Raw genomic sequence first — 20,122 nt, forward strand, 5'->3', positions numbered from 1 at the left:
CTCTCACGACACTTGTGTCTGGATGCCGACGGCGGAGACGACTCCCACGCCCACCCCTCGGCGCAACCCTCTCGGTCCTGGCCTGAGCACCCCGTCGCGGTTCAGCCGCACGGGGTGCGCACCGCCCAGTACGGGCGCCGGGAGCGGGACGAACGCGGTGTCCACGCCGACCGTGGACCGCGAACCGACCACAAACCCGGCGCCGCCGGTGCGTACCGAGCCCACCGTGTGCGCGGGCGCCTGCCGCTCCACCAGCCGCCGCAGCGCCGCCTCGTCCGCCGACCCGGCGGGCAGCAGCAGCCGGAATCGATGCGCATGCGCGGTGAACGGGTCGCTGTCCGGCGTGCCGAACGCGCGCAGCGGCGCCGAGCCCATCGCCGTGCCACCGACCCGGAACCGGCTCGCCGACCGGCCGAACAGCCGCACGGCGCCGAGCCCTTGGGCCGGTCCGTCTCCTCGCTGTGCTGCGCCCAGCCACGCCCAGCGCCGGTCGGTGGCCAGCTCGTCGACGACCGGAGTCACCCCGAACACGATGCGCACCGCCTCCCGCAGCGCCCACGGCGTGCCCCGGCGCCGGTACAGCTCCGGGGCCGCGGCCAGCAGCGCGCGCCGGGTGCGGGCGTCCCAGCCCGCCTCGAACGACAGGCCCAGCAGACCGGCGAGCCACGGCAGCGCCTGGTCCGGGACACCGGCCGGGTCCAGGAGCGACGGATACCGCTCGATCACCCGGTCGAGCTGGTCGAGCGTGGCGTCGAACAGCGACAGGAAGCGCTCGGTGAAGTCGTCGGCCGCGGGGTCCTCGCGGAAGGCGGGCGGCAGCAGATCGGCGCTGGTGACCCGGGGGAAGTCCAGCCGGATCCGGCGGACGACCGGAGTCGAGCCGCCGTCGCCCGACAGCCGCAGCCGCAGCCGCAGGAAGCGGCCGGGCGGCTGGTCGACGAGGAAGTCCGTGGCGCCGGCAGCCGACGCCTGCCAGTCGCTCTCCTCGTACCGCCCGTCCTCGCTCACCACGATCTCGACGGCGGCCGCCGTCCCGGCGGGCACCTCGGCGTCCACACGCACCCGGTGCCAGCGGCACCGCGAGATGCCGCTGTCGATCAGGGTGGTGAGGTACGAACCGCTGGTCAGATACGTGTCGGTGGCCGGTGGCGCGGGGTCCCGGGGCAGGCCCTGCCAGGTGAAGCAGCGGGTCTCGGGGCCCTCCGGGCCCTTCTCGCCCAGGCAGAACCCGTCCTCGTCCGCCGAGGTGAGCGCGGACGGCGGCAGGGCCGCGGCCAGTTCGTCCACGGTGGCGGGGCGGAAGGGGCGGCCGTGACCGCCCCGGTGGATCCCGAGCCGTCCGCCGTCGTCGGTGAGCAGCCATACGGTCCGCTCCGGCCCGGTGCGCAGGCCGATGACCTCGCCGGGGGCGCCGGTGCGCAGCACACCGCGGAAGCCGCCGGTCGAATCGTACCGCCGCAGGTCCGTGCCGCCCTGACAGGCCACCAGGATGTCGTCGCCGGGACCGAGGGCGGCCCACCGGGGCCGCTCGGCCCGGATCACACCGGCGAGTTGCTCGCCCTCCCGGCGCCACACCAGGACCCGATCGGACTCCACCATGGCCAGCCGGTGTCCGCGCGCGGCGACGGAGACCGGCTCACGCAGCGGGCCGGGGTCGCGGTCGGGCGGCCAGACGGGGGTGAAGGCGCCGCCGCACCCATCGCGGCGCAGCAGCCGCCGCTCGCCGGGGACGAGCAGATACCAGCCGCACGGTCCGCATCCGGGCGCGAGGCGGGGGTCGGGGAACCACGGCAGCAGCTGGTCGCGGATGGGGCCTTCCGGGTCGGCGCCCTGGTGGGCGAGCCGGAGGCCGGCCGGGTCGTCGAAGCCGACGATGCCGTCCACGCCCGGTTCGCCGCCGGCCGGCTCGTCCCAGCCGACATAGGCGTCCAGCAGCCGGAAGGTCGCGGGGTGCGGTGTGCACGTCATGGCCGGTCTCCTACCGGGATCAGCAGCGGGCGCTCCGGCCAGATCAGGGTGTGGGGCGGGAGGAGGTGGTCGGTGCAGGGCGGGCGGCGCACCCCGTCGACGGTGAGCGCGAGCCGGGTGACGGCCAGCACTCCGTCGACCGCCAGCAGCCGCCGGACCAGCGCGGTGTGGCGCAGCGCGCCGCCGAACGGCCAGCCCGCGCCGTCCTCCCCGCCGCGCAGCGGATCCAGGTAGGTGCGCACCGCGTCCCCGGCCCGGGCCAGGACCGCGGCCCGGTCGAGGTCGGGGTCGAGGGAGACCCAGGACTCCACGGCGACGCGGCGGTACGGCGCGGGGGCGGCGACCACCGTGACTCCGGCGGGGGCGGCTTCACGGATGAGGAAGTCGGCGACGGCCCGCAGGGTCGCGGCGGTGGGGACCGGCGGTTCGCCCGCGTCGCCACCCGGCGGCAGCGGCGGTACGACGAGGACTCCCACCACGCCGGGGATCGGCACCCCGGCGAAGTCGGGGTGGAGGCCGGGCACGCCCCGGGCGCGCGCCACCGAGGCGCCGGGCGCGCGGGTGGCGAGCTGCCCGTAGTCGGCCGGGGCCACGGCCCGGCCGCGGGCCCGCAGTTCACCGGCGCCGCGGCGCATGGCGTCGGCGTCGGGTTCGGCGTCCGTGCCGCCGGAGGCCGGGAACGGGTTGCCCACGCCGGTGACGAACGGCAGCGCGGTCACCACCCCGTTCACCGCGCCCGCCGCCACGGCGCCGGCGCTGCCGCCGCCCACGCGGTAGCGCACGGCGCGGACGTTGCGGAAGCCGGGCGGAACGGCCGCGCCGCTGACCCCGTCCCCGAAGGTCACCTCGCCGCTCTCGTGGTCCACGGTGAACACCCGGTCGTCGGCGCCGTACCCGGCCAGGCTCTCCACCTCACGCCACCGGGACGCGGTGCCGGCCGTGGTGCCGAACACATCGCCGCCCGTGTCGTCGTCGACCTCGATGACCACCGACCCGGCGAGGATGGGCACCTGACTGAGCTTCATGCGACGCCGCCCGGTCGCCGCGGGGTCCTGGACGGGCTGCAGCGGCTCGTCCCGGATGGTGCGGGCGGCGGTGGCGGCGACCACGTTCAGCCGCAGTCCGGAGAGCACCGGGGCCGGTCCGGCGAAGGCGCCGTGCGCGATTCGCAGGCGCAGCCAGCGCAGCCGGGGGCGGGTGCCGGAGGGACTGCCCGGCTGCCAGGAGCGGGGGACCCTCAGCTCGACGGTCCCATCGGCGCCGAGCCCGGCCGTGGAGTCCCGTATCACCTCGGCCGGTACGAGCCGGGAGCCGTCCAGCACGTCCCAGCGCAGCAGCGGCGCGGGCGGCAGTGGCAGGGGCGCCGCGCCGCCGGAGGCCGCGGGGGCGGGGGGTGCGGCGACGACCACGAAGCCCAGCGACAGCCGCGGGTAGGGGGCGGCCGGTCCGGCGAGTCCGATCCACAGCGCGTTGCCGGGCTCCGGGTCGCGGCCGAAGGGCTCGAAGGGGCGGCTGGGCCCGGCCGGCCCCAGCGGCAGGGCCTGCAGCGTTCCGGCCTCCTGAACGGCGAGGTCGGCGAGAGTGGCCGGGGTGGCGTACAGGTCCTGGTCCGTCTCGTAGACGACCTGCCCGGCCGGGGTCGAGGCCGCGCTCTGGAACCCGGCGGGGACGAGCACGGAGGCGCCGTCCGGCGGGTTGACGGTGAACTCCAGGAGCGCCGCCGCCGCACCGGCCGGACGCCGGCGCACCCCCGCCGTCGCCAGATGTTCGGCCAGGACCTTTTCCGGCAGCCGGTTGACGCGGCCGAGCACGGGTTCGGCCTGGGTGCCGAAGAGGCGGACGAGGGCAACACCGGCGTCCTGCCGGTCGGGGTCGGTCCAGTCCGGGGTGTAGCCCGCGATCCGGGCGCGGACGTCGGCGCGGACGGCCTCGCGGGTCGCGTCGACCAGTTCGGGCTGAACGCCGGTCGGGCCGGGGCCGGGCACGATCCGCCCGTCCTCCCGCTCCCGTTCGCGCGCGTCCTTCTCCCACCACACGTCGCCTGTCATGCCAGCCCCTCCCCCGGTTCGGCGGCGGGCACGATCCGGGTGTGGACCGTCCGCAGGACGGGCAGCTCCCCCGCGCCGAGCGGCACCTCGTCGCACTCCTCGGCCGGTTCGGCCCCGTCCAGGCCGATCGCCACGGCGGCGATGTCCGCGAGGTCGCCCAGCGACCGCTGCGCGGCCCGCAGCAGGGCCGAGGGCGGCAGCGGCTGTCCGAACGGCCAGCCGTCCTGGTCCTCACCGCCCACCAGCGGGTCGAGGTAGCGGCGCAGCGCGGCGGTGAGGGCGGTGGACACGCGGGTGCGGTCGGCCGGGTCGCCGGACAGGGTGACGCGCAGCGCCACCTCGCGGTAGCGGGGCCCGCGGACGAAGACCTCGGAGGTGAGCAGCCGTGCCTGTTCGAGGCGGGCGGCGGCCGCGCGCAGGGTGCCCGGGTCGGGCAGCGGCGCGGCGACGAAGTCCTCGCGGGTGAGGTCGTCGCGGGGCGCGGCCGGGACGATGTGGACGGTCACCGCACCGGGCACGGTGGCGCAGGGGAAGCCGGGGTGTTCGCCGACGGCCGGGTGGGCGCGGGCGATGGCGACGCCGGGTGTGGTGCGGGCCAGGGTGACGTGGTCGTCGGCGGTAACCGCGCGGGTCACCTCGCCCAGGGAAGCGGCAGCGCGTTGGCGCGCCTCGGTGATCGTCTCCGGGTCGGCGCCGCCTTCGGCCCGGACGAGGTTGGCGGCCGAGACCGCTGCCCGCGGGGCCGGAAGGTCGTCGGCCGGCCGCCAGTTGCCCGTCATGCCGCCGTTGCCGCCCCGGCCGCCGCCGGTCACGTAGTCGATGTGCGCGTCCGGGTCCGGGCGGGGGATGCGCCCGGTGAGTCCGTCGCCGAACACCAGCGCGCCCTCGGCCCGGTCGAGCACGAAGATCCGGTCGGCCGGTGCGCCGAAGGTGAAGTCCGGCACCGGCTGCCACCCCTGGCCCGCCAGCCGCAGGGTGGCCTCCAGGAGGCGGCCCGCGGCGTCCGGCAGGACGAGATGCTGGCCGGGCAGTCTGAGCCAGGCGTCGATCTGCTCGCGAAGCTCGCCGCCGCTCACGGTGCGGTGCGTACGGTGGTGCGCGGCGGACACGTTGACGGCGAGCTGGAGGAGGCGGGGCGGGGCCGGGTAGGTGGCCGCCGGGGTCGAGACCAGGAGCCCGGTGTCCCGCGTGGTCCAGCCGGCCGGGGGATGGAGCCGGACGACACCGGAGCGTCTGAGCCCCGCCGTGCCGTCCTCGACCTTCTCGAACCCGCCGGAGACCTCCGTGCCCGGCCGGAACCAGGACCAGGTCAGCTCCGCCGGAGGCGGTACGTCGGCGGCCGCCCCGGGCAGCCACGAGGGCACGGACGCGGCGGGCGCGTCCAGTTCGACGAGCAGGCCGATCGGGCCGGGCGCGGGGTGCGCCCCGGTGAGCGGCAGGGTGAACCGGACCTGTGCCGGGGCTCCGTCGCTCGCCAGCAGCGCGATACCGCGGCGGGCCCGCAGGTCCGCCGTGCGGTCGCGGTCGGTCCACACGGTGACCTCACCGCCCTCGGCGAGCGGGAGGACGGCCACGGCGTCGTCGAGGGTGAAGACCACCTGCCCGCTGGGGTCCCGGGTCAGCGCCGTCCCGGCGGGGACCACGGGGACGTCGGTGCCCTCCTGCCGGGCGGCGAGGCGCAGCACGGTGGCGGCGGGGCGGGCGGGGCGGGGCGGTTCGAGGCCGAGCAGTCGCAGTATGGCGACCACGAGCGCGTCCGGCACCTGATCGAGCCAGTACAGCCGCTGTTCGAGGAGGTAGGCGAAGAGTTCCAGGAGGGTGACGCCCGGGTCGACGGGCGCGTGCAGCGTCCAGGTGCCGTCGGACTCGGCGGGGATCCGGCGGCGGATGGCCGCCATCATGTCGGCCCAGGTGAGGTCGTCCAGCTTCGGTGCGGGCAGGGTCATGAGCCGCCCCCGGTGAAGCCGGTGAGTCCGGTGTAGAACGGGAACACCAGGTTCGCCTTGGTGTTGCTGCGCCGGATGCGGTACACGACCGAGACGGTGATCCGCGACTCATCGGCCGGATCGGCCTCCGCGCGGACCTCCTCCAGTTCCACCCGTGGCTCATGGTCACGGACGGCGGCGGCGATCGACTGCTCCAGGTCGCGCAGGTTCTGCACACTGCCGGGCGCGAACACCAACTCGTGCGCGCGGGTGCCCAGTTCGGGCCGCATCACCCGCTCGCCGGTGCCGGTGAGCAGCAGCGCCCGCAGACAGTGCTCGATGCTCTCCTCCCCGACGGCGTACCCGAGCCGCCCGGACGCGTCGGGCAGGATCGGGAACCGCCAGCCGGTCCCGAGGAACTCCTCGCTCATGCCGTCCTCGCCTTCTTGGCCAGTACGGCGGGAGTGAGCGGCGGGGTGGGCGGGCCGGTCGGCCCGGCGGCGGAGGGGTGGGTGTGGGTGTTGAACGCCTGGAGCAGCGCGTTGCCGAGCACGAGTGGTTCGGTGGCGCCGCCGCCGAGGTCGATGGAGGGGGAATCGAGTGTCACCCTGGGCGCCTTGAGGGTGATCTCGCCCTGCGCGGTCACGGTGACGCTGCCGCCCTCGGCCGCGGTGATCCGCAGCGCCTTGCCCTGGTCGTCCAGTTCCACCACATGCCCGGCGGCGGAGGTGATGCGTACGGCGGCCTTGGATTCGGTGTCGTCGAAGAGCACTTCATGGCCGTGCCGGGTCCGGATCATCTTCTGGTCGCGGCCCTCGGTGCGGGCGGTCGGCGGTTTGTCCTCGCCGTTGTAGAGGCCGCCGAGCACGATCGGGTACCGCATGTCGCCGTGGACGAAGGCGACGAGCACCTCATCGCCCTTCTCGGGGACGAACACCGAGCCGTAGCCGCCGCCCGCGTACAGCTGGCCGACCCGGACCCAGTCGGTGACCGTGGTGTCGTCGAACCAGGGGAACTTCAGCTTGACCTGGCCCTCGTCATCGCCCTCGTTCTCCACGACGAGCGCTTCGACGACGCCGTAGTAGCGCTTGTCGGTGGAGCGGGCGCGTGGCGTGCCCCTCATGGTCACTGGTCCCCCTGATGGATCCGCCGAGCGGTGAACTGGGTGAAGAAACCACTGGTGTTGAGGGTGTGCTCGACCCGTTTGACGAAGTAGGTGCCCGAGAAGCGGCGGCCGAGGCCGTAGATCTCCAGGTTGTCCCCGGGCCGCAGCTCGGGCAGGCCCGCCACCTTGCCCGTCGCGGTGATGAACTCGTACGCCCGCTCGCGCAGCAGGCTGATCGCCAGTTCGCGGGCCTCCTGGTCGCTGCCGACGGGCGCGTCGACGACGACCTCCTGGCGGCCCTGCAGCGTGGACTCGGCGGCCTGCGGCCCGCTCTGCCCATCGGCCGTGTTCTGCCCGGCGGGAAGGTTCTCGGCGGTCGCGGTGAACGCGATGGCCTGTTTGGTGCGGGGGTCCCAGCCGCGCACGGTGACCTTGCTGACCTGCTGGGAGACGGTCAGGGTGGGGGTGAACTCGATCAGGTTGGGGATCAGCCCCGCGGGCCGGCCGGTGGGGCCGGTGCTCAGCCCCGGCGCGTACGCCAGCCGGTACAGCCGGATCGGGCGGCCGTCGCGGCCGTCGGTCGGCTTGATGAAGTACAGCGTGTCCTCGCCGGTCTTCGGGTCGGGGAGGATGTAGCAGTCGAAGTCGAGCCGCTTGGCCCGCTCCAGCAGGAACGTCGCGTCGTCCTGGTTCTTCTGCACCACCCGGACGTGGGTGGGCCCTTCCCTGGTGACCTCGATGCGCAGATGGTTGCGCTGGGCGATCTGCTCGGCGATCCGCCAGTCGGGCAGATTGCGGTAGATCTTGGTCTCGTTCTCGGTGGGCTTGCGGTCCTTGAGCCGCAGCAGCCCGTCCACCCCGCTGACCTGGACGGTGGGCGAGGCGCCGTCGGTGAACTTCGGGCTGAGCGTGGAGATGGTGCCGGTGGCGACGGTCAGCAGCTTGTCGGCGTAGCCGAGCCGCACCGAGACCCGGCCGCCGAGCCGGAAGCGCGGCGAATCGCTGTGCTTGAACCGCAGATTGGCGTCGTCCCAGTTGTTCAGGGTGAGGTCGAACCCGGACAACTCGTCGATGTCCCGGTTCACCTTGATGTCGATGATGTCGTTCTTGGTGGACGGGTCCATCTCCAGGCCCTCGATGCGCACGTCGAACTCGGGCGCGTACCGGTCGGGCGACGCGACCTCGGGTGTGGGAGTGCTCATCGCGCGCTCCTCACGGCAGCCGGGGCACGGTCAGCACACGGCCGGGCTGCAGCTCCCGCGGGTCGCTGATGCCATTGGCGCGGGCCAGCTCCCGCCAGGCGTCGGGCCGCCGGTAGAGCGCGGCGGAGATGGAGCTGAGCGTGTCGCCGCGGCGCACCACATAGCTCTTCTCCACCGTGGGCGACGAGCGCGGTGTCTCGGCGACCTGCACGGCGGCGGTGCGGAACTCCTTGAGCGAGAGGTCCAGCATGGCCCGCAGCGGCACACCGTCCGGCCGGAAGAGCTGGTAGTTGACGTCCAGCTTCTCCACGACGCCGGTGAACACCTCTTCGTCCCAGACGAACCGGACGACCGGCGGGGCGTGTTCACGGCTGTCGGGCCGCAGGAGGTTGCGCACCGCGTTGACGTAGAGCTTCCGTACGTTCTCCAGGGTGTCGGAGGTGTCCACCAGCGCCTGCACGGTGAGGGTCTCGGTGCCGCCGCGGACGTACTGCAGGGGCGGTGTCTCCAGGCCGGGGATGGTGATCTCGGCGAAGGTGTTGCTCTTGCTGAGCTTGTAGTCGGTGGGGTTGAACCGCAGCGGAATCCGCCGCTGCCGCTCGTCGGGGATCACCGGGCGGACGATCTCCAGCCGGGCCTTGGCGGCACCCTGCCGGGCGAAGGACACGGGCGTCACACTCACGGCGCCTCCTCGTTCGCCCCGCCGCGGCAGCGGCTCATGTCACTGTCGCCCGCGCGGCGCAGAGGTGCGGCTTTCGTCGCTGTCTGCGGCCCGGCGGCCGCGCGTGCGACGCTCACAGCTGCACCTCCCCGTCGCCGAAACTGCGTTCGTCCTTGGTGTGTTGGGCGCGCGCGCACTGGTCCTCGTACAACTTCGCCCAGGCCTGGATGTGCTGGTTGAACAGGCGGGTGAACACGGCGCCGTCGTCGCCGTCCACCTGGAACCGGACCTCGAGATGGTGAATGGTCACCTTCGGCACCTCGGTCACCTCCCTCGGCTCAGGCGCGGCAAGGCGCTCGCGGCGGCGTCCTGCAGGACCTTCGTCAGCCCCTCGTGCGCGATCTCCAGCGACTCGATGGCGATCGCGTTCTGCTCCGCGTGCAAGTCCGGGCCGGTCCACTTGGCGGCGAGCCCGCCGTGGAAGGCCCACGCCGCGCCGGGCACCCCGTCCGGGCCGAGTACGAGCACCGCGCCGTCGCGGCGGGCGCCCAGCGAGTCGGCGAGCCCGGCCTGGTACCAGGACCACAGCCCCGGGTCGCGCACCACGCCGCGCTTGAGCGTGATGCGGTTCCATGAGTGGCGCAGCGGCAGTTGGTGGACCGAGTCGTTGCGGCCGCCCTCCGCGTAGCTCGTCACCTCCAGCTGTGCGCCGAGCCCGGTGACCTCCTGGAACGCGCCGGAGGCGGCCAGGGGCAGCAGCAGCGCCTGCGCGGCCGGCAGATACGCGTCGCCGGGGTCGAGGGTGACCAGGAAGCGGTATTTCGGCAGCGGATCCAGGCTCATGCCTCGATCACCTCCAGACCTCGGTCCTGGCCGAGTACGAGACGCAGCCGGATGAACTCCATGGGGACGGCCGGGGCGACCTCGATCTCACAGACCAGCTGCCCCGGGTCCTGCTCGGGCGGGTTGTTCGTGTCGTCGCACACCACCCGGAACGCCTGCTCGGGCCGGGCGCCGGCGAGCGCCCCGGCCCGGTGGGCCGAGAGGAGCACGGAGGTCAGCGCGCGCACCAACGTCAGCCGCAGCTCGGCCGAGTTGACGTCGAACACCAGCGGGCTCGCCGCCCGCCGGATCGCGCGCACCAGCAGGTGCACCAGCCGGCGGTGGGCGATGTAGCGGGTGTTCGGGTCGGTGGACAGGGTGCGCCCGCCCCACACCACCAGTCCCCGCCCGCGGGTGCAGCGGATCAGGTCGAGACCCGCGTCGAAGAGCCGGACCTGCTGCGGCTCGGGGTATTCGGCGGCGAGGTCGACCGCCTCCAGGATCACGGCGCCCGCGGGGGTGTGGTGTGCCCCGCGCTCGCCGTCGAGGCGGGCGATGACGCCCAGGACGTGCCCGGACGCCGGGACGGTGCGCATGTCCTGCCCGTCGGGGGTGCGCAGCGGCGGGTGGTAGACGGCGGCGCAGCCGAGCAGCCCGCTGTCGCCGGTGGCCGCGAGAGCGCCCACCCAGTCGACCGCCTGGTCCACGGAGGACAGCCGGGGCGGCACGTCCAGTACGGCGAGGCGGTCGTGCAACGGCTGTACGCTCCGCAGCAGTTCGAGCACCACGTCGGTGTGCGCGGCCCCGGACAGGTCCGTGCCCAGGTCGGGCAGTGCCACCAGCGCCGGTTCGGGCAGTTCGGCCTGTACGGCCACGGCGTCCGTGTACGCGTCGCGGGTGGGCGCGGCGTCGGCGCCGCCCGCGAGCGTCAGGTCCCAGGACATCGAGATCGGGCCGGGCCGCCCGGGTGGCGGTGACGGCCCGTCCGGGACCAGCCGGATGTAGCGGGACGCGATCAGCCGGTCGGCCAGGGCGGCCGGCGGCAGTCCGGGGAAGGTCTCGGGCGGCTCGCCGGGCATCATGACCCGTACGCCCACGGTGGGCGGTCCGGCGACGGTGCTGGCCTGGTAACGGATGGCGACGCGCCCGCCGTTGGCCCAGGCGCCCGGGCTGGTGGCGATCACCTGGTAGCGCGTGGTGTCCCAGCCGCTCAGCGACCCGACCGCCCACCCGGTACGGGCCGTGGTGGCCGGTCCGGACACCCGGAGCACCCAGGCGGTGCGGCCGCCGTTCTCGAAGAAGCCGCGCAGTGCGTACGGGGTGGCGAAGGCGCCCTCCGGCGGCCCGAAGGTGGCCACCACGTCGTTCCAGCTCTCCACGCGGACCGGAGTGGCGACCGGGCCGCGGCGGAGCCGGCCCAGGAACGCCGCCACATCGGTGCGCAGCGGCTCCGTGCCGGAGTCGCGTGGCGCGAACGCGAGGGATACGCCGGGGAGCGCTTCGCCTGCCATGTCAGACTTCGATCTCCAGCTTCTCGACCGCCAGGACGAGCGTCTCCATGGCGATCTCGTTCTTGGTGGCGCTGAGCGTCGGGCCGGTGTACTTGGTGGGCCAGCCACGGTCGAAGTTCCAGCGCATCACGTCGTTGCGGTTCTCGTCGCACAGCACGATCGAGCCGTGGGTGCGCTTCACCGTGCCGTTGAGCGCGTCGGCCACCCACTTCCAGAAGGCGGCGTGGCCGGTGATGCCGCGCTTGAAGGTGAGGTTGGTGAACTTCTTCAGTCCCGGGATCTTGCGGACGGTGATGTCCTCGCTCCCGTTGCGGTACTCGATCGGCGGGATCTCCAGCTCCAGCCCGCTCGCCTCGGTGAAGGACCCGCTCACCGCGAGCCCGTCGTCGCTGACGTTGAACACGAAGATCTTGAAGTTATAGGACGCGTATGGATCGTCCCTGGTCACAGGCGGCATGGTGGACTCTCCTCGGGCACTCAGGCGAGTTGGGTCTCGCGGGTCTTCTGCTGGATCCGGAAGATCACGAACTCCGCCGGGAAGACCGGCGCGACGCCGATGGCGCAGATCAGACGGCCGCCCGCGAGGTCGTCCTCGGTCATCGTGGTGCGGTCACAGGCGACGAAGAACGCCTCGTCGGCGGTGGTGCCGGCGAGTGCGCCGCCGCGCCAGACCGTGGTGAGGAAGTTCGTGACCGTCTGGCGGACCGAGGACCACAGCGCCTCGTCGTTCGGCTCGAACACCACCCACTGGGTGCCCTCTTCGATCGACTCCTCCAGGTAGAGGAAGAGCCGCCGGACGTTGACGTACTTCCACGAGCTGTCCGAGGAGAGCGTGCGCGCGCCCCAGACCCGGTGGCCGAGCCCGGGGAAGAACCGCAGCGCGTTGATGCCCTTGGGGTTGAGCACGTCCTGATGACGCTTGGTGATGTCCTGGGCGATGCCGTCGGTCGGCCGGATGCCCCGGATGACCGCGTTGGCGGGCGCCTTGTGCACCCCCCGCTCCACATCCACGCGGGCGTAGATCCCGGCCATATGGCCCGAGGGCGGCACCTCGACATCGCGGCCCGCCGACAGGTCGCGGGTGACCAGCCACGGGTGGTAGAGCGCGGCGTACTTGGTGTCGAAGCGCTCGCGGAACGCCTGGACGCCCTCGAGATCCAGGCCGTCCTGCGGATCGAGGATCGCGAACCGGTCCCTGAGCAGTTCGCAGTGGGTGACCAGGGCCGATTCGACCGTCCCCGACCACATGCCCGGCACCGCGCAGACCGCGATCTCGTCGATGTCCTCCAGTGCGGTGATCCCGGTCCGCTTGCCGCTGCCGCCGTCCTCGCCGACGAAGTCGGCCACGCTCAGGCTCCCGTAGGCGTCGTCCCCGCCTCCCAGCGTCAGCCAGGAGCCGACCGCGGGCAGGGGGAACTTCGTCGGGTCGGTTGACAGGCCGCCCAGCGCCGTCGCCCGCACCAGCCGGGAGCGGACGGCCAGGGTGGTCACCAGGTTCGCCGCGGTGTCGCCGGTGAGCCGGAGGTTGCGGTGCGTCTCCGTCTCCACGGTCCCGGACGGATCGGTGAACCGGGCGTCGACCTGCGCCTCGACCAGCTGCAGCCGGTCGGTTTCGAACAGCGTCCCGGGCACGTTCCCATCCAGGGTGACGACGTCCGCGGCGATCGACTCGACGGTGCGGATGGTCAGATGGGTGCCGTCGTCGAGCTGGACGACGGCACCCTCGTACAGCCGGCTCGCTCCGCCGATCCGCAGCGTGGGCCCCGCCGAGGTGGTGCCCCGGCGCACGCGGCGCACCACCAGCCCGCTCCGCCACGCCTCATGTGCGGTGCCGGACGGCAGGGTCAGCGTGACCTTCCCGTCCGCCGGCTGGCTCAGCTGGACCTTGAACCGGCCGGAGCCGATCTGCACCCAGATGTCGGGCGGCAGTTCGTCGGGGTCGAGCCCGGTCACCGCGGCGACCTCGACCGTCTCGCTGTCCGCGGCGGCGTCCGCGGCCAGCCGCGTGACGAACAGCGCGCCCTCCTGCGGATCCGGCAGCACCGGCAGCGCGGCCGAGGCCATCGGCTGGATCCGCACCTGCACCGCGTCGCCCCATGAGCCGGGGCTGACGGCGGCGAACTCCAGTGTCTCCTCCGCGTTGCGCGTCCCGATCTGCACGTAGTCGCCGCGGCCCGCCCTGACCTCCGCGGGCAGCGCGGCGTCCAGCTCGATCCGGCGGGTGGCGGCGTCGTAGGCGGCGACACCGGCGCTGTGGATCGACTGCTGATCGTCGCCGCGGAAGAGCTGGATCTGCTGCCCCACGCCGGAGAACCCGATCAGGTGGCCGAGCTCCAGGCGGGTCGCGCCCTTGGCGGCATCGCCGGCGACCGGGCTGACCAGGCCGTGGCCCAGCACGCCCGAGGACGGGCTCGCCTGCCTGCCGGCGACCCGCTTGATGTACAGCCGCTGGCCGCCGTTGTCGAAGAAGCCCTTGACCGCCAGCGGGAACAGCCACCAACGGCCGCCTTCCGCCGGGTCGTTCGCCCAGGTGTCCCGGATCAGCGGGTCCGGCTCACGGAGAAATCCGCCGAAGGTGTTCTGGAACTCCAGGAAGTTGGTGACCAGCTTGGGCTTGCCGGTGTAGGGACCGCGCACGGTGACCCCGGCCATGCCCGCCGTGCTGGTGCTCACCCCCGCGATCGGCCGTGGGCCCGCATCGATCTCCTCGATGTAGACCCCGGGGCTCAGATACTCCGCCATGGACGGCTCCTTAACTCTCGCGGATCTCTATGACGTGCCGGCGCTCGATGTCCTGGGGCAGCCGCACGACCAGCGATCCGGTCCGGCCCGGCCGCTCGGTGGCCTGCAGGCGGAATGTCTCCTCGACGGCGTGCTCATCGGCCTTCTCGCCCTCCCACCGCAGGGCCAGCCGGAAGGCGCCCGCGGCGTCGGTCAGGGTGCGCTCGTGCCATGGCGTCAGGTCCCGGCCGGTCCGTCCCGTGGCCTCGACCAGCGCGCCCGCGATGGGCGATCGGGTGGCCGCGTCGACCACGGCGCCGTGCACCGTGCGCAGACCCGGCGGGTAGGGGAAGGAGACGCTCGGCAGCAGCCGGACCAGCCGTGGCTCGGTCACTGCGGGCGGCGGGTGGGCGTCGTCATACGGGTGCACCAGGAACTCGACGCCCACCAGGGCGGCCGAGAACGGTTGGCCGTCGGCCGGGTACAACGGCTGGTAGCCGGCGGCCGCGAAGCGGGCCCGGTGGCGCCGTGGCCGGGCCGCCCACGGCTCGGCGCACCGGCCGAGACCCGGATAGGCGAAGGCGGCGCTGGGGGTGCGCACCGCCAGGTCGTCCAGCGGCAGCCAGTCGCCGTCCTCGTAGCGGTCCAGCTGGACCGTCACCCCGGCGCCGCGCACCCGCCGGGCGTAGTCGTCGAAGGGGATGAACCAGACCGGGCTGTGGAGGGTCGACCGCTCCAGCGGTACGAAGCGGCTCATGGCATCGCCGTCCCGCTGATGACCCGGCTGTGCACCGGGCGGACCGGGGTCTCGATCGCGGAGTCCAGGTTGACGACGCGGACCTCGTAGTTCAGCGACAGCCGGTAGGGCTTCTGAATCGCGTACCAGACCCAGGACTTCTGGTCCAAGGTGAGCGGGGTGAGGCTGAGGTGCAGCGAGTCGGTGCTCGCCGCCAGGCTGCCGGACAGCTGGACGCCGTCCAGGATCGCGTCGTCGTAGAAGGTCTGCAGGGCCCGTCCGAGCATCCGGTGCTGGGTCGCCTGGTCGCCGCCCCAGGGGGTGACCAGATAGCGCAGCAGCAGGGCCATCGGCGGCTTGCGGGTGGTCGGTGGGTCGGGTGGCTGGGAGCGCACCGGCGGCCGGTTGCGCGATGTGGGGTCCTCGGCGATCTCGTAGAGGAAGACCGTGAGCTTCGGCGGCGGGGTCTGCACCGTCTCGGAGAGGTCGTTGAGTTCCGCGATCGGCGGTTCCACCTGGCTGAGCCCGCGCAGGGATTGGGTCAGGCTCTCCACGATGACCGTCGAGACATCGGCGATGACGCCGAAGTCCCCCATGCGAATCCCCCCTCTCCGCGCTCGAAAGCGTGCTCCGAGAGAATGCCGGTCCCCGCGTGGCCGGACCGCGATGCGCTCATCACACGAGCGTCACCGGTCCGTTTTCGAGGCCGACGAAGACGAATCCGGACACACACCGACAACGCCGAGGTGACAGGGGGAGGCATATCTTCTTTTCATGGAAATCCCCTCAGAACGGACCGGTGTCCTGATCCTCCGGGTCTGGGTGGAAGGCGGCAGGCCGGACGGGTTCCGTGCTCGCATCGTGCGGACGGAGGACCGGCATCAGGCACCCCCCACCGCGGTGAGCGCGGTCGACGACGCGCTCACCGCCGTGCGCGCCTGGCTCGATCAGTTCATCGAGCCCGACAGGTGACGGTGCCGCGACGGCACGGTGATGCCTGGCCATATAGCGTCCTTTAGCGGGAAGGCCGGACACACGATCATGATCTGCTCGTAACATGGCTTTAGGGCATCCCGATGGGACGCATGGGATGGCTCGCTGAAGCCAATATCGCCCCGGGGGGCTGATGAGCGCAGAAGGCCATGTCATGACGTTGAGACTGCTCAAGAGTTTCGCGTTGTCGGTCGATCACAAACGCGTTCCGATATCCTCCAGCGCCCAGCGCCTCGTCGCGTTCCTCGCCCTGCAGAACATGCCACGGAGCCGCACCTATGTGGCCGGAACGCTGTGGCCGGACGTCACCGCGTCCCGTGCCAACGCCAATCTCCGATCGTCGCTATGGCGCGCCACGCGAACGGGGCATCAGGTCATCGACGCGTCCGCACAGGAACTGGCGATCTGCAAGCACATCACCGTGGACATCCACGCGGCGGCGACGCGCGCACACCGGCTGCTCGACATGTCACGCCCGTGCGACGACATCCTCACCACCCAGATGCGGGAGGACCTGTCGGCCGACCTCTTACCCGAGTGGTCGGAGAACGAGTGGGTGCTGGTCGAGCAGGAGCAGTACCACGAGCTCCGGCTGTATGCCCTGGAGGCGATGACCGAGCGGCTGACGGCGGCGGGCCGCCATGGCGAGGCCGTGGCCGCGGGGCTGGCCGCCGTACGCGCGGAGCCGCTGCGGGAAAGCGCTCATCGCGTGCTCATGAACGCGCATCTCGCCGCCGGCAACAGGGGCGCGGCACTGCGCCAGTACGAGCAATGCCGCCGCGTCCTGCTCGACGAGCTGGGTCTGGAGCCCTCCCCGACGCTGAGAAACCTGGTGCCACCCGGGGGTGGCACCCCGGAGCCCCCGGCGCGCCGGATCGTCTCCCGCCCGGCGGGCGATGCCCCGGCGCAGGACACGGGCACCTCGGCCCCGGCGGGCACCGTGCCCGCGTAACGGGCGCGGTGCGCGGACCAGCTGACGAGCGGACCAGCGGCCTTAGACGGCAGGGACCACCGGCGCCAGATGAGTGTCGCGCCGCACCAGTGCGGCGTAGCGCCCGTCCTTGGCCAGCAGCTCCTCGTGGGTGCCCCGCTCGGCGATTCGGCCGCCGTCGAGGACGACGATCTGGTCGGCGTCGCGCACGGTGGAGAGCCGGTGGGCGATGGTGATCGTGGTGCGACCGGCCGAGAGGGCGTCGATGGCCTGCTGAACGGCCTGCTCGGTGCGGGTGTCCAGGGCGCTGGTGGCCTCGTCGAGGATGAGGACGGGCGGGTCGCGCAGAATCGTGCGGGCTATGGCCAGACGCTGCTTCTCCCCGCCGGAGAAGCGATAGCCGCGCTCCCCCACGAGGGTGTCGTAGCCGTCCGGGAGGGAGGCGATGTGGTCGTGGATCTGGGCGGCCTCGGCCGCCGCCACGATCTCCTCGTCGGTCGCGTCGGGCTTGGCGAAGCGCAGGTTCTCGGCGATGGAGGCGTGGAAGAGGTAGGTCTCCTGGGAGACGACGCCGACCGCCCGGGCGAGGCTGTCGAAGTCGAGGTCGCGGACGTCCACCCCGTCGAGCAGCACCCGGCCGGCGGTCACGTCGTAGAGCCGGGGCACCAGATAGCTGAGGGTCGTCTTGCCGGAACCGGTCGGTCCGACGACTGCCAGGCTGCCGCCCGCGGGGACGGTCAGCTCGATGCCGCGGAGGGTGCCTTTCGACGAGCCGTCCTTCGCGCTCTTCGACGAGCCGCCGTTCGAGCTCGTCGAAGGGCCGCCCTTCGGCGCGCCGGGGGCGGTGCCCTCGTAGTCGAAGTCGACGCCGTCGAAGCGGACTTCGCCGCGCACCTTCTCCAGCCGCACCGGATCGGCGGGCTCGGTGATGTCGATCGGCAGGTCGAGGTATTCGAAGATGCGGGCGAAGAGGGCGAGGGAGCTCTGCACCTGCACACCGGTGGAGAGCAGGCTGACCGTGGGCCGGAGCAGCCCCTGCTGGAGCGAGACGAAGGCGACGAGCGTGCCGATGGAGACGGCCGGGCCACCGGCCTGGAGGGCGATTCCCGCGGCCCAGTAGATCAACGCGGGCATGGCGGCCATGACGATGCCGATGGTGGACATCCGCCAGCGGCCGGCCATGTTGGAGCGCACTTCCAGGCCCACGAGGCGCTCGGACTCCTCGGCGAACTGCCGGGTGAGCGACTCGGACCGGCCCATGCTGCGGCCGAGGAGGATTCCGCTCACCGAGAGCGACTCGGTGACCATCGCGGACATGGCCGCCATCTGCTTCTGGCGCTGCGAGGTGATCTTCTTGCGCTCGGCGCCGACACGACGGCTGATCCAGACGAACACCGGCAGCAGGAGCAGCGAGACGATGGTCAGCCGCCAGTCGAGCGCGAGCATCGCGACGACGGTGGCGACCACACTGGTGAGGTTGGAGACCAGCGAGGTCGCGGTGGAGGTGACGGTGGCCTGCATACCGCCGATGTCATTGGCGATACGGGACTGCACCTCGCCGGTGCGGGTGCGGGTGAAGAAGGCGAGCGGCATGCGCTGCAGCCGGTCGTAGACGGCGGTGCGCAGATCGTGCATGACGCGCTGGCCGACGGTGGTGGAGATCAGGGTCTGCAGAACGCCGAAGACGCTGTTGACGACGGCCGCGGCGATCATGCCGAGGGCGAGCAGGGTGAGCAGCCCGGTGCGGCCGTCGGGGATGGCGGTGTCGAGGATCTCCCGGAGCAGGAACGGGGTGGCGACCGAGACCAGCGCGGAGGCGGCGACCAGCAGGCCGACCACGGCGAGGCGGCCGCGGTAGGGACGGAAGAGCCGGAGGATGCGCCGCACTTGGGCGGGCCGCTCGGACTCCTGGGCGGACGGGGTCCAGGACGGTGGTGTGTCGGGGTGCATGGGCTCCTTCAGGAGTCAGGAAGGCCGCCGCGGGTGACGGCATGGTCGAGCCGATCGCGGCGGCGCGGGCTTTGAGAGCATAGCTCATTGTTACCTATACTCACAATGAACCCGGTCCTGATAAACTGCGATCATGCCCACCCCCGAGACATCCGGCCTCCTCGCCGAGCAGCTGCTGCGCCTGACCCGCAGACTGCATCGCGCCCAGAAGCGCCATATGGAGCCACTGGGCATCACCCCCGCCCAGTCCCGCCTGCTGCGCACCGTGTCCCACAGCGACCAGCCGCCGCGGATGGCGGACCTGGCGCAGCGCCTCGAGGTGGTCCCGCGCGCCGTGACGACGCTGGTGGACGCCCTGGAGGCACATGGCTCGGTGCGCCGCGTACCGGATCCGTCCAACCGCCGGGTGGTGCGCATCGAGCTCACCGACACCGGGCGGGCGACGCTGCGCGCGCTGCGCGAGGCGCGCCGGGCCGCCGCGGAGGACATCCTGGCACCGCTCAGCGATCAGCAGCGCGACGCGCTGGGCGATCTGCTGAACACCCTCTCCGGCACCCCGGACCACCGCTGCTGAGGTCGCGGTGACGGGCATCCGGACGCAGGAAAAGAGCGGCCGGCCGTGGCGAAAGGGCAGCTGGACGCGGGGGAAGAGCGGCGCGACGCCGTATCACAGCGCCACCCACTTCCCCTGCGCCCACACGGCCTTCAAGCCGTACTCGCCGCGCTCAGGCGGCCAGATGCGCCTTGTCCCCCATGACCACCACCGGGTGCAGCTTGGGGTCGAGGTTCTTCAGCAAATACTCCATACCGGACTTGGAGAGGCTGACACAGGCCGAGGTGCCGCTGCCGTGATCCATGTGCAGCCAGATGCTGCCGCCCTTGCTCTGCCCTTCCGGCCGGGTCTGGTCGAGCGGCGAGGCGCCCTTGACGCGGTTGTAGTCGATGGCGATGACGTAGTTGAAGTCCGTCCAGTGGGACTTGGGCCAGTAGTGGGGCGCCGCGAAGGAGCCGGAGGCGGTGTACGGCAGCCGGGCGCCGGGGTCGGGCAGCACCCCGCCCGCGTCGCTGAGCGTGTAGACCCCGACCGGGCTGCGCTTGTCGCCCTCATGATGGCTCGTCGTCCAGCCGCGCTTGCCGTTGTGCGCCGTCCAACTGCGGGTCCGCTCCCATGCCTTGCCCTGCTTGGTATAGAGGACCACGGTCGCGTCCGCGGAGTTCACCCCTTTGCCGTAGACCGCCACGACTTGCCGGGACTGGTCCGGGATCCGGGACTGGAGCTTGTCCCCCACATCAGGGATACGCGTGGGATCCGGCGCGGGCGCACCGCTGCGCAGCGCTTGTTTGCCCTGGTTTCCGCCCTTGTCACCGCCGTCATCCCCGCCGCCGTCGCCGCAGGCAGTGAGAAGGACAAGGGCCGCGGCGGCCGCGGCCGCCGCGCGCATGGACATCGTGCCGGAGATTCGCATGTCCCCATGGTCCCACCTGCGTAGGACAGTGCCGTATGCGGGATTGGCGTGTTCCGGCCGCTGCGGGGAAAACCAGTTGAATT

The 20,122-nt window shown here is 72.6% G+C and carries 19 protein-coding genes; 3 read left to right on the forward strand and 16 right to left on the reverse strand.

The genetic code is table 11. The features are described from left to right. Positions 1–3: 3 nt before the first annotated feature. The 14 genes from J8403_RS03090 to J8403_RS03155 form a co-directional block, all read right to left on the reverse strand. Positions 4–1,968: a phage tail protein gene (locus J8403_RS03090; protein WP_211121733.1), complete on the reverse strand. Its 1,965-nt coding sequence runs from the start codon at positions 1,966–1,968 to the stop codon at positions 4–6. Continuing rightward, on the reverse strand, positions 1,965–4,016 hold the full coding sequence (locus tag J8403_RS03095) for a putative baseplate assembly protein (protein WP_211121734.1): 2,052 nt from the start codon (positions 4,014–4,016) through the stop codon (positions 1,965–1,967). Before J8403_RS03095 ends, J8403_RS03090 begins: the two co-directional genes overlap by 4 nt. Further along, positions 4,013–5,962, reverse strand: coding sequence for a putative baseplate assembly protein (locus tag J8403_RS03100; RefSeq protein ID WP_211121735.1), 1,950 nt, complete (start codon positions 5,960–5,962; stop codon positions 4,013–4,015). The genes J8403_RS03095 and J8403_RS03100 overlap by 4 nt, the downstream gene beginning before the upstream one ends. Continuing rightward, positions 5,959–6,372 carry a GPW/gp25 family protein gene (locus J8403_RS03105; RefSeq protein WP_211121736.1) on the reverse strand — a complete coding sequence of 138 codons (414 nt, stop codon included), beginning with the start codon at positions 6,370–6,372 and terminating at the stop codon, positions 5,959–5,961. The genes J8403_RS03100 and J8403_RS03105 overlap by 4 nt, the downstream gene beginning before the upstream one ends. Further along, positions 6,369–7,064: a phage baseplate assembly protein V gene (locus J8403_RS03110; protein ID WP_246585662.1), complete on the reverse strand. Its 696-nt coding sequence runs from the start codon at positions 7,062–7,064 to the stop codon at positions 6,369–6,371. The genes J8403_RS03105 and J8403_RS03110 overlap by 4 nt, the downstream gene beginning before the upstream one ends. A gap of 2 nt (positions 7,065–7,066) precedes the next feature. After that, on the reverse strand, positions 7,067–8,248 hold the full coding sequence (locus J8403_RS03115; protein WP_211121738.1) for a phage late control D family protein: 1,182 nt from the start codon (positions 8,246–8,248) through the stop codon (positions 7,067–7,069). A gap of 10 nt (positions 8,249–8,258) precedes the next feature. After that, positions 8,259–8,930, reverse strand: a complete 672-nt coding sequence (locus J8403_RS03120) for a CIS tube protein (protein WP_211121739.1) — start codon at positions 8,928–8,930, stop codon at positions 8,259–8,261. A gap of 112 nt (positions 8,931–9,042) precedes the next feature. After that, positions 9,043–9,219, reverse strand: a complete 177-nt coding sequence (locus J8403_RS03125; RefSeq protein WP_246585663.1) for a putative phage tail protein — start codon at positions 9,217–9,219, stop codon at positions 9,043–9,045. Positions 9,220–9,233: 14 nt separating this feature from the next. Then, entirely contained in the window at positions 9,234–9,752 is a 519-nt protein-coding gene (locus tag J8403_RS03130; protein WP_211121741.1) for a phage tail protein, read from the reverse strand. Further along, the gene (locus J8403_RS03135) at positions 9,749–11,242 is read right to left on the reverse strand and encodes a phage tail sheath family protein (RefSeq protein WP_211121742.1); all 1,494 of its coding nucleotides are present in this window, start codon (positions 11,240–11,242) and stop codon (positions 9,749–9,751) included. The genes J8403_RS03130 and J8403_RS03135 overlap by 4 nt, the downstream gene beginning before the upstream one ends. Before the next feature lies 1 nt (position 11,243). After that, complete coding sequence (locus J8403_RS03140) at positions 11,244–11,699, reverse strand: phage tail protein (RefSeq protein ID WP_014057285.1); 456 nt, start codon at positions 11,697–11,699, stop codon at positions 11,244–11,246. Between the two features lie 20 nt (positions 11,700–11,719). Beyond that, entirely contained in the window at positions 11,720–13,984 is a 2,265-nt protein-coding gene (locus tag J8403_RS03145; protein ID WP_211121743.1) for a phage tail sheath C-terminal domain-containing protein, read from the reverse strand. A gap of 10 nt (positions 13,985–13,994) precedes the next feature. Next, entirely contained in the window at positions 13,995–14,720 is a 726-nt protein-coding gene (locus J8403_RS03150) for a carboxypeptidase-like regulatory domain-containing protein (protein WP_211121744.1), read from the reverse strand. Continuing rightward, positions 14,717–15,295 carry a Pvc16 family protein gene (locus J8403_RS03155; RefSeq protein ID WP_211121745.1) on the reverse strand — a complete coding sequence of 193 codons (579 nt, stop codon included), beginning with the start codon at positions 15,293–15,295 and terminating at the stop codon, positions 14,717–14,719. Before J8403_RS03155 ends, J8403_RS03150 begins: the two co-directional genes overlap by 4 nt. A gap of 178 nt (positions 15,296–15,473) precedes the next feature. On the opposite strand from J8403_RS03155, the gene J8403_RS03160 reads away from it, so the two are divergent. Further along, the gene (locus J8403_RS03160) at positions 15,474–15,671 is read left to right on the forward strand and encodes a hypothetical protein (RefSeq protein ID WP_014057281.1); all 198 of its coding nucleotides are present in this window, start codon (positions 15,474–15,476) and stop codon (positions 15,669–15,671) included. Between the two features lie 175 nt (positions 15,672–15,846). Beyond that, the gene (locus J8403_RS03165; protein WP_211121746.1) at positions 15,847–16,644 is read left to right on the forward strand and encodes an AfsR/SARP family transcriptional regulator; all 798 of its coding nucleotides are present in this window, start codon (positions 15,847–15,849) and stop codon (positions 16,642–16,644) included. 42 nt (positions 16,645–16,686) lie between these two features. Here J8403_RS03165 and J8403_RS03170 read toward each other — a convergent pair whose 3' ends face one another. Further along, positions 16,687–18,573 carry an ABC transporter ATP-binding protein gene (locus J8403_RS03170; RefSeq protein WP_211121747.1) on the reverse strand — a complete coding sequence of 629 codons (1,887 nt, stop codon included), beginning with the start codon at positions 18,571–18,573 and terminating at the stop codon, positions 16,687–16,689. A 133-nt stretch (positions 18,574–18,706) separates the two neighbouring features. Between J8403_RS03170 and J8403_RS03175 the strand changes: the two genes are divergently transcribed. Beyond that, positions 18,707–19,147, forward strand: a complete 441-nt coding sequence (locus tag J8403_RS03175; RefSeq protein ID WP_211121748.1) for a MarR family winged helix-turn-helix transcriptional regulator — start codon at positions 18,707–18,709, stop codon at positions 19,145–19,147. Between the two features lie 151 nt (positions 19,148–19,298). Here J8403_RS03175 and J8403_RS03180 read toward each other — a convergent pair whose 3' ends face one another. Beyond that, positions 19,299–20,039, reverse strand: a complete 741-nt coding sequence (locus J8403_RS03180) for a L,D-transpeptidase family protein (protein ID WP_211121749.1) — start codon at positions 20,037–20,039, stop codon at positions 19,299–19,301. Positions 20,040–20,122: the final 83 nt, after the last annotated feature.

This window comes from Streptomyces yatensis, from assembly GCF_018069625.1.
Lineage (GTDB): Bacteria > Actinomycetota > Actinomycetes > Streptomycetales > Streptomycetaceae > Streptomyces > Streptomyces yatensis.

What these genes read in the sequence shown, in the direction of transcription:
- J8403_RS03130 (WP_211121741.1), bottom strand. Translation starts at nt 9,752, where the DNA reads ATGAGCCTGGATCCGCTGCCGAAATACCGCTTCCTGGTCACCCTCGAC.
- J8403_RS03160 (WP_014057281.1), top strand. Translation starts at nt 15,474, where the DNA reads ATGGAAATCCCCTCAGAACGGACCGGTGTCCTGATCCTCCGGGTCTGG.
- J8403_RS03100 (WP_211121735.1), bottom strand. Translation starts at nt 5,962, where the DNA reads ATGACCCTGCCCGCACCGAAGCTGGACGACCTCACCTGGGCCGACATG.
- J8403_RS03105 (WP_211121736.1), bottom strand. Translation starts at nt 6,372, where the DNA reads ATGAGCGAGGAGTTCCTCGGGACCGGCTGGCGGTTCCCGATCCTGCCC.
- J8403_RS03155 (WP_211121745.1), bottom strand. Translation starts at nt 15,295, where the DNA reads ATGGGGGACTTCGGCGTCATCGCCGATGTCTCGACGGTCATCGTGGAG.
- J8403_RS03110 (WP_246585662.1), bottom strand. Translation starts at nt 7,064, where the DNA reads ATGAGGGGCACGCCACGCGCCCGCTCCACCGACAAGCGCTACTACGGC.
- J8403_RS03115 (WP_211121738.1), bottom strand. Translation starts at nt 8,248, where the DNA reads ATGAGCACTCCCACACCCGAGGTCGCGTCGCCCGACCGGTACGCGCCC.
- J8403_RS03090 (WP_211121733.1), bottom strand. Translation starts at nt 1,968, where the DNA reads ATGACGTGCACACCGCACCCCGCGACCTTCCGGCTGCTGGACGCCTAT.
- J8403_RS03135 (WP_211121742.1), bottom strand. Translation starts at nt 11,242, where the DNA reads ATGGCAGGCGAAGCGCTCCCCGGCGTATCCCTCGCGTTCGCGCCACGC.
- J8403_RS03095 (WP_211121734.1), bottom strand. Translation starts at nt 4,016, where the DNA reads ATGACAGGCGACGTGTGGTGGGAGAAGGACGCGCGCGAACGGGAGCGG.
- J8403_RS03140 (WP_014057285.1), bottom strand. Translation starts at nt 11,699, where the DNA reads ATGCCGCCTGTGACCAGGGACGATCCATACGCGTCCTATAACTTCAAG.
- J8403_RS03170 (WP_211121747.1), bottom strand. Translation starts at nt 18,573, where the DNA reads ATGCACCCCGACACACCACCGTCCTGGACCCCGTCCGCCCAGGAGTCC.
- J8403_RS03145 (WP_211121743.1), bottom strand. Translation starts at nt 13,984, where the DNA reads ATGGCGGAGTATCTGAGCCCCGGGGTCTACATCGAGGAGATCGATGCG.
- J8403_RS03165 (WP_211121746.1), top strand. Translation starts at nt 15,847, where the DNA reads ATGACGTTGAGACTGCTCAAGAGTTTCGCGTTGTCGGTCGATCACAAA.
- J8403_RS03180 (WP_211121749.1), bottom strand. Translation starts at nt 20,039, where the DNA reads ATGCGAATCTCCGGCACGATGTCCATGCGCGCGGCGGCCGCGGCCGCC.
- J8403_RS03175 (WP_211121748.1), top strand. Translation starts at nt 18,707, where the DNA reads ATGCCCACCCCCGAGACATCCGGCCTCCTCGCCGAGCAGCTGCTGCGC.
- J8403_RS03150 (WP_211121744.1), bottom strand. Translation starts at nt 14,720, where the DNA reads ATGAGCCGCTTCGTACCGCTGGAGCGGTCGACCCTCCACAGCCCGGTC.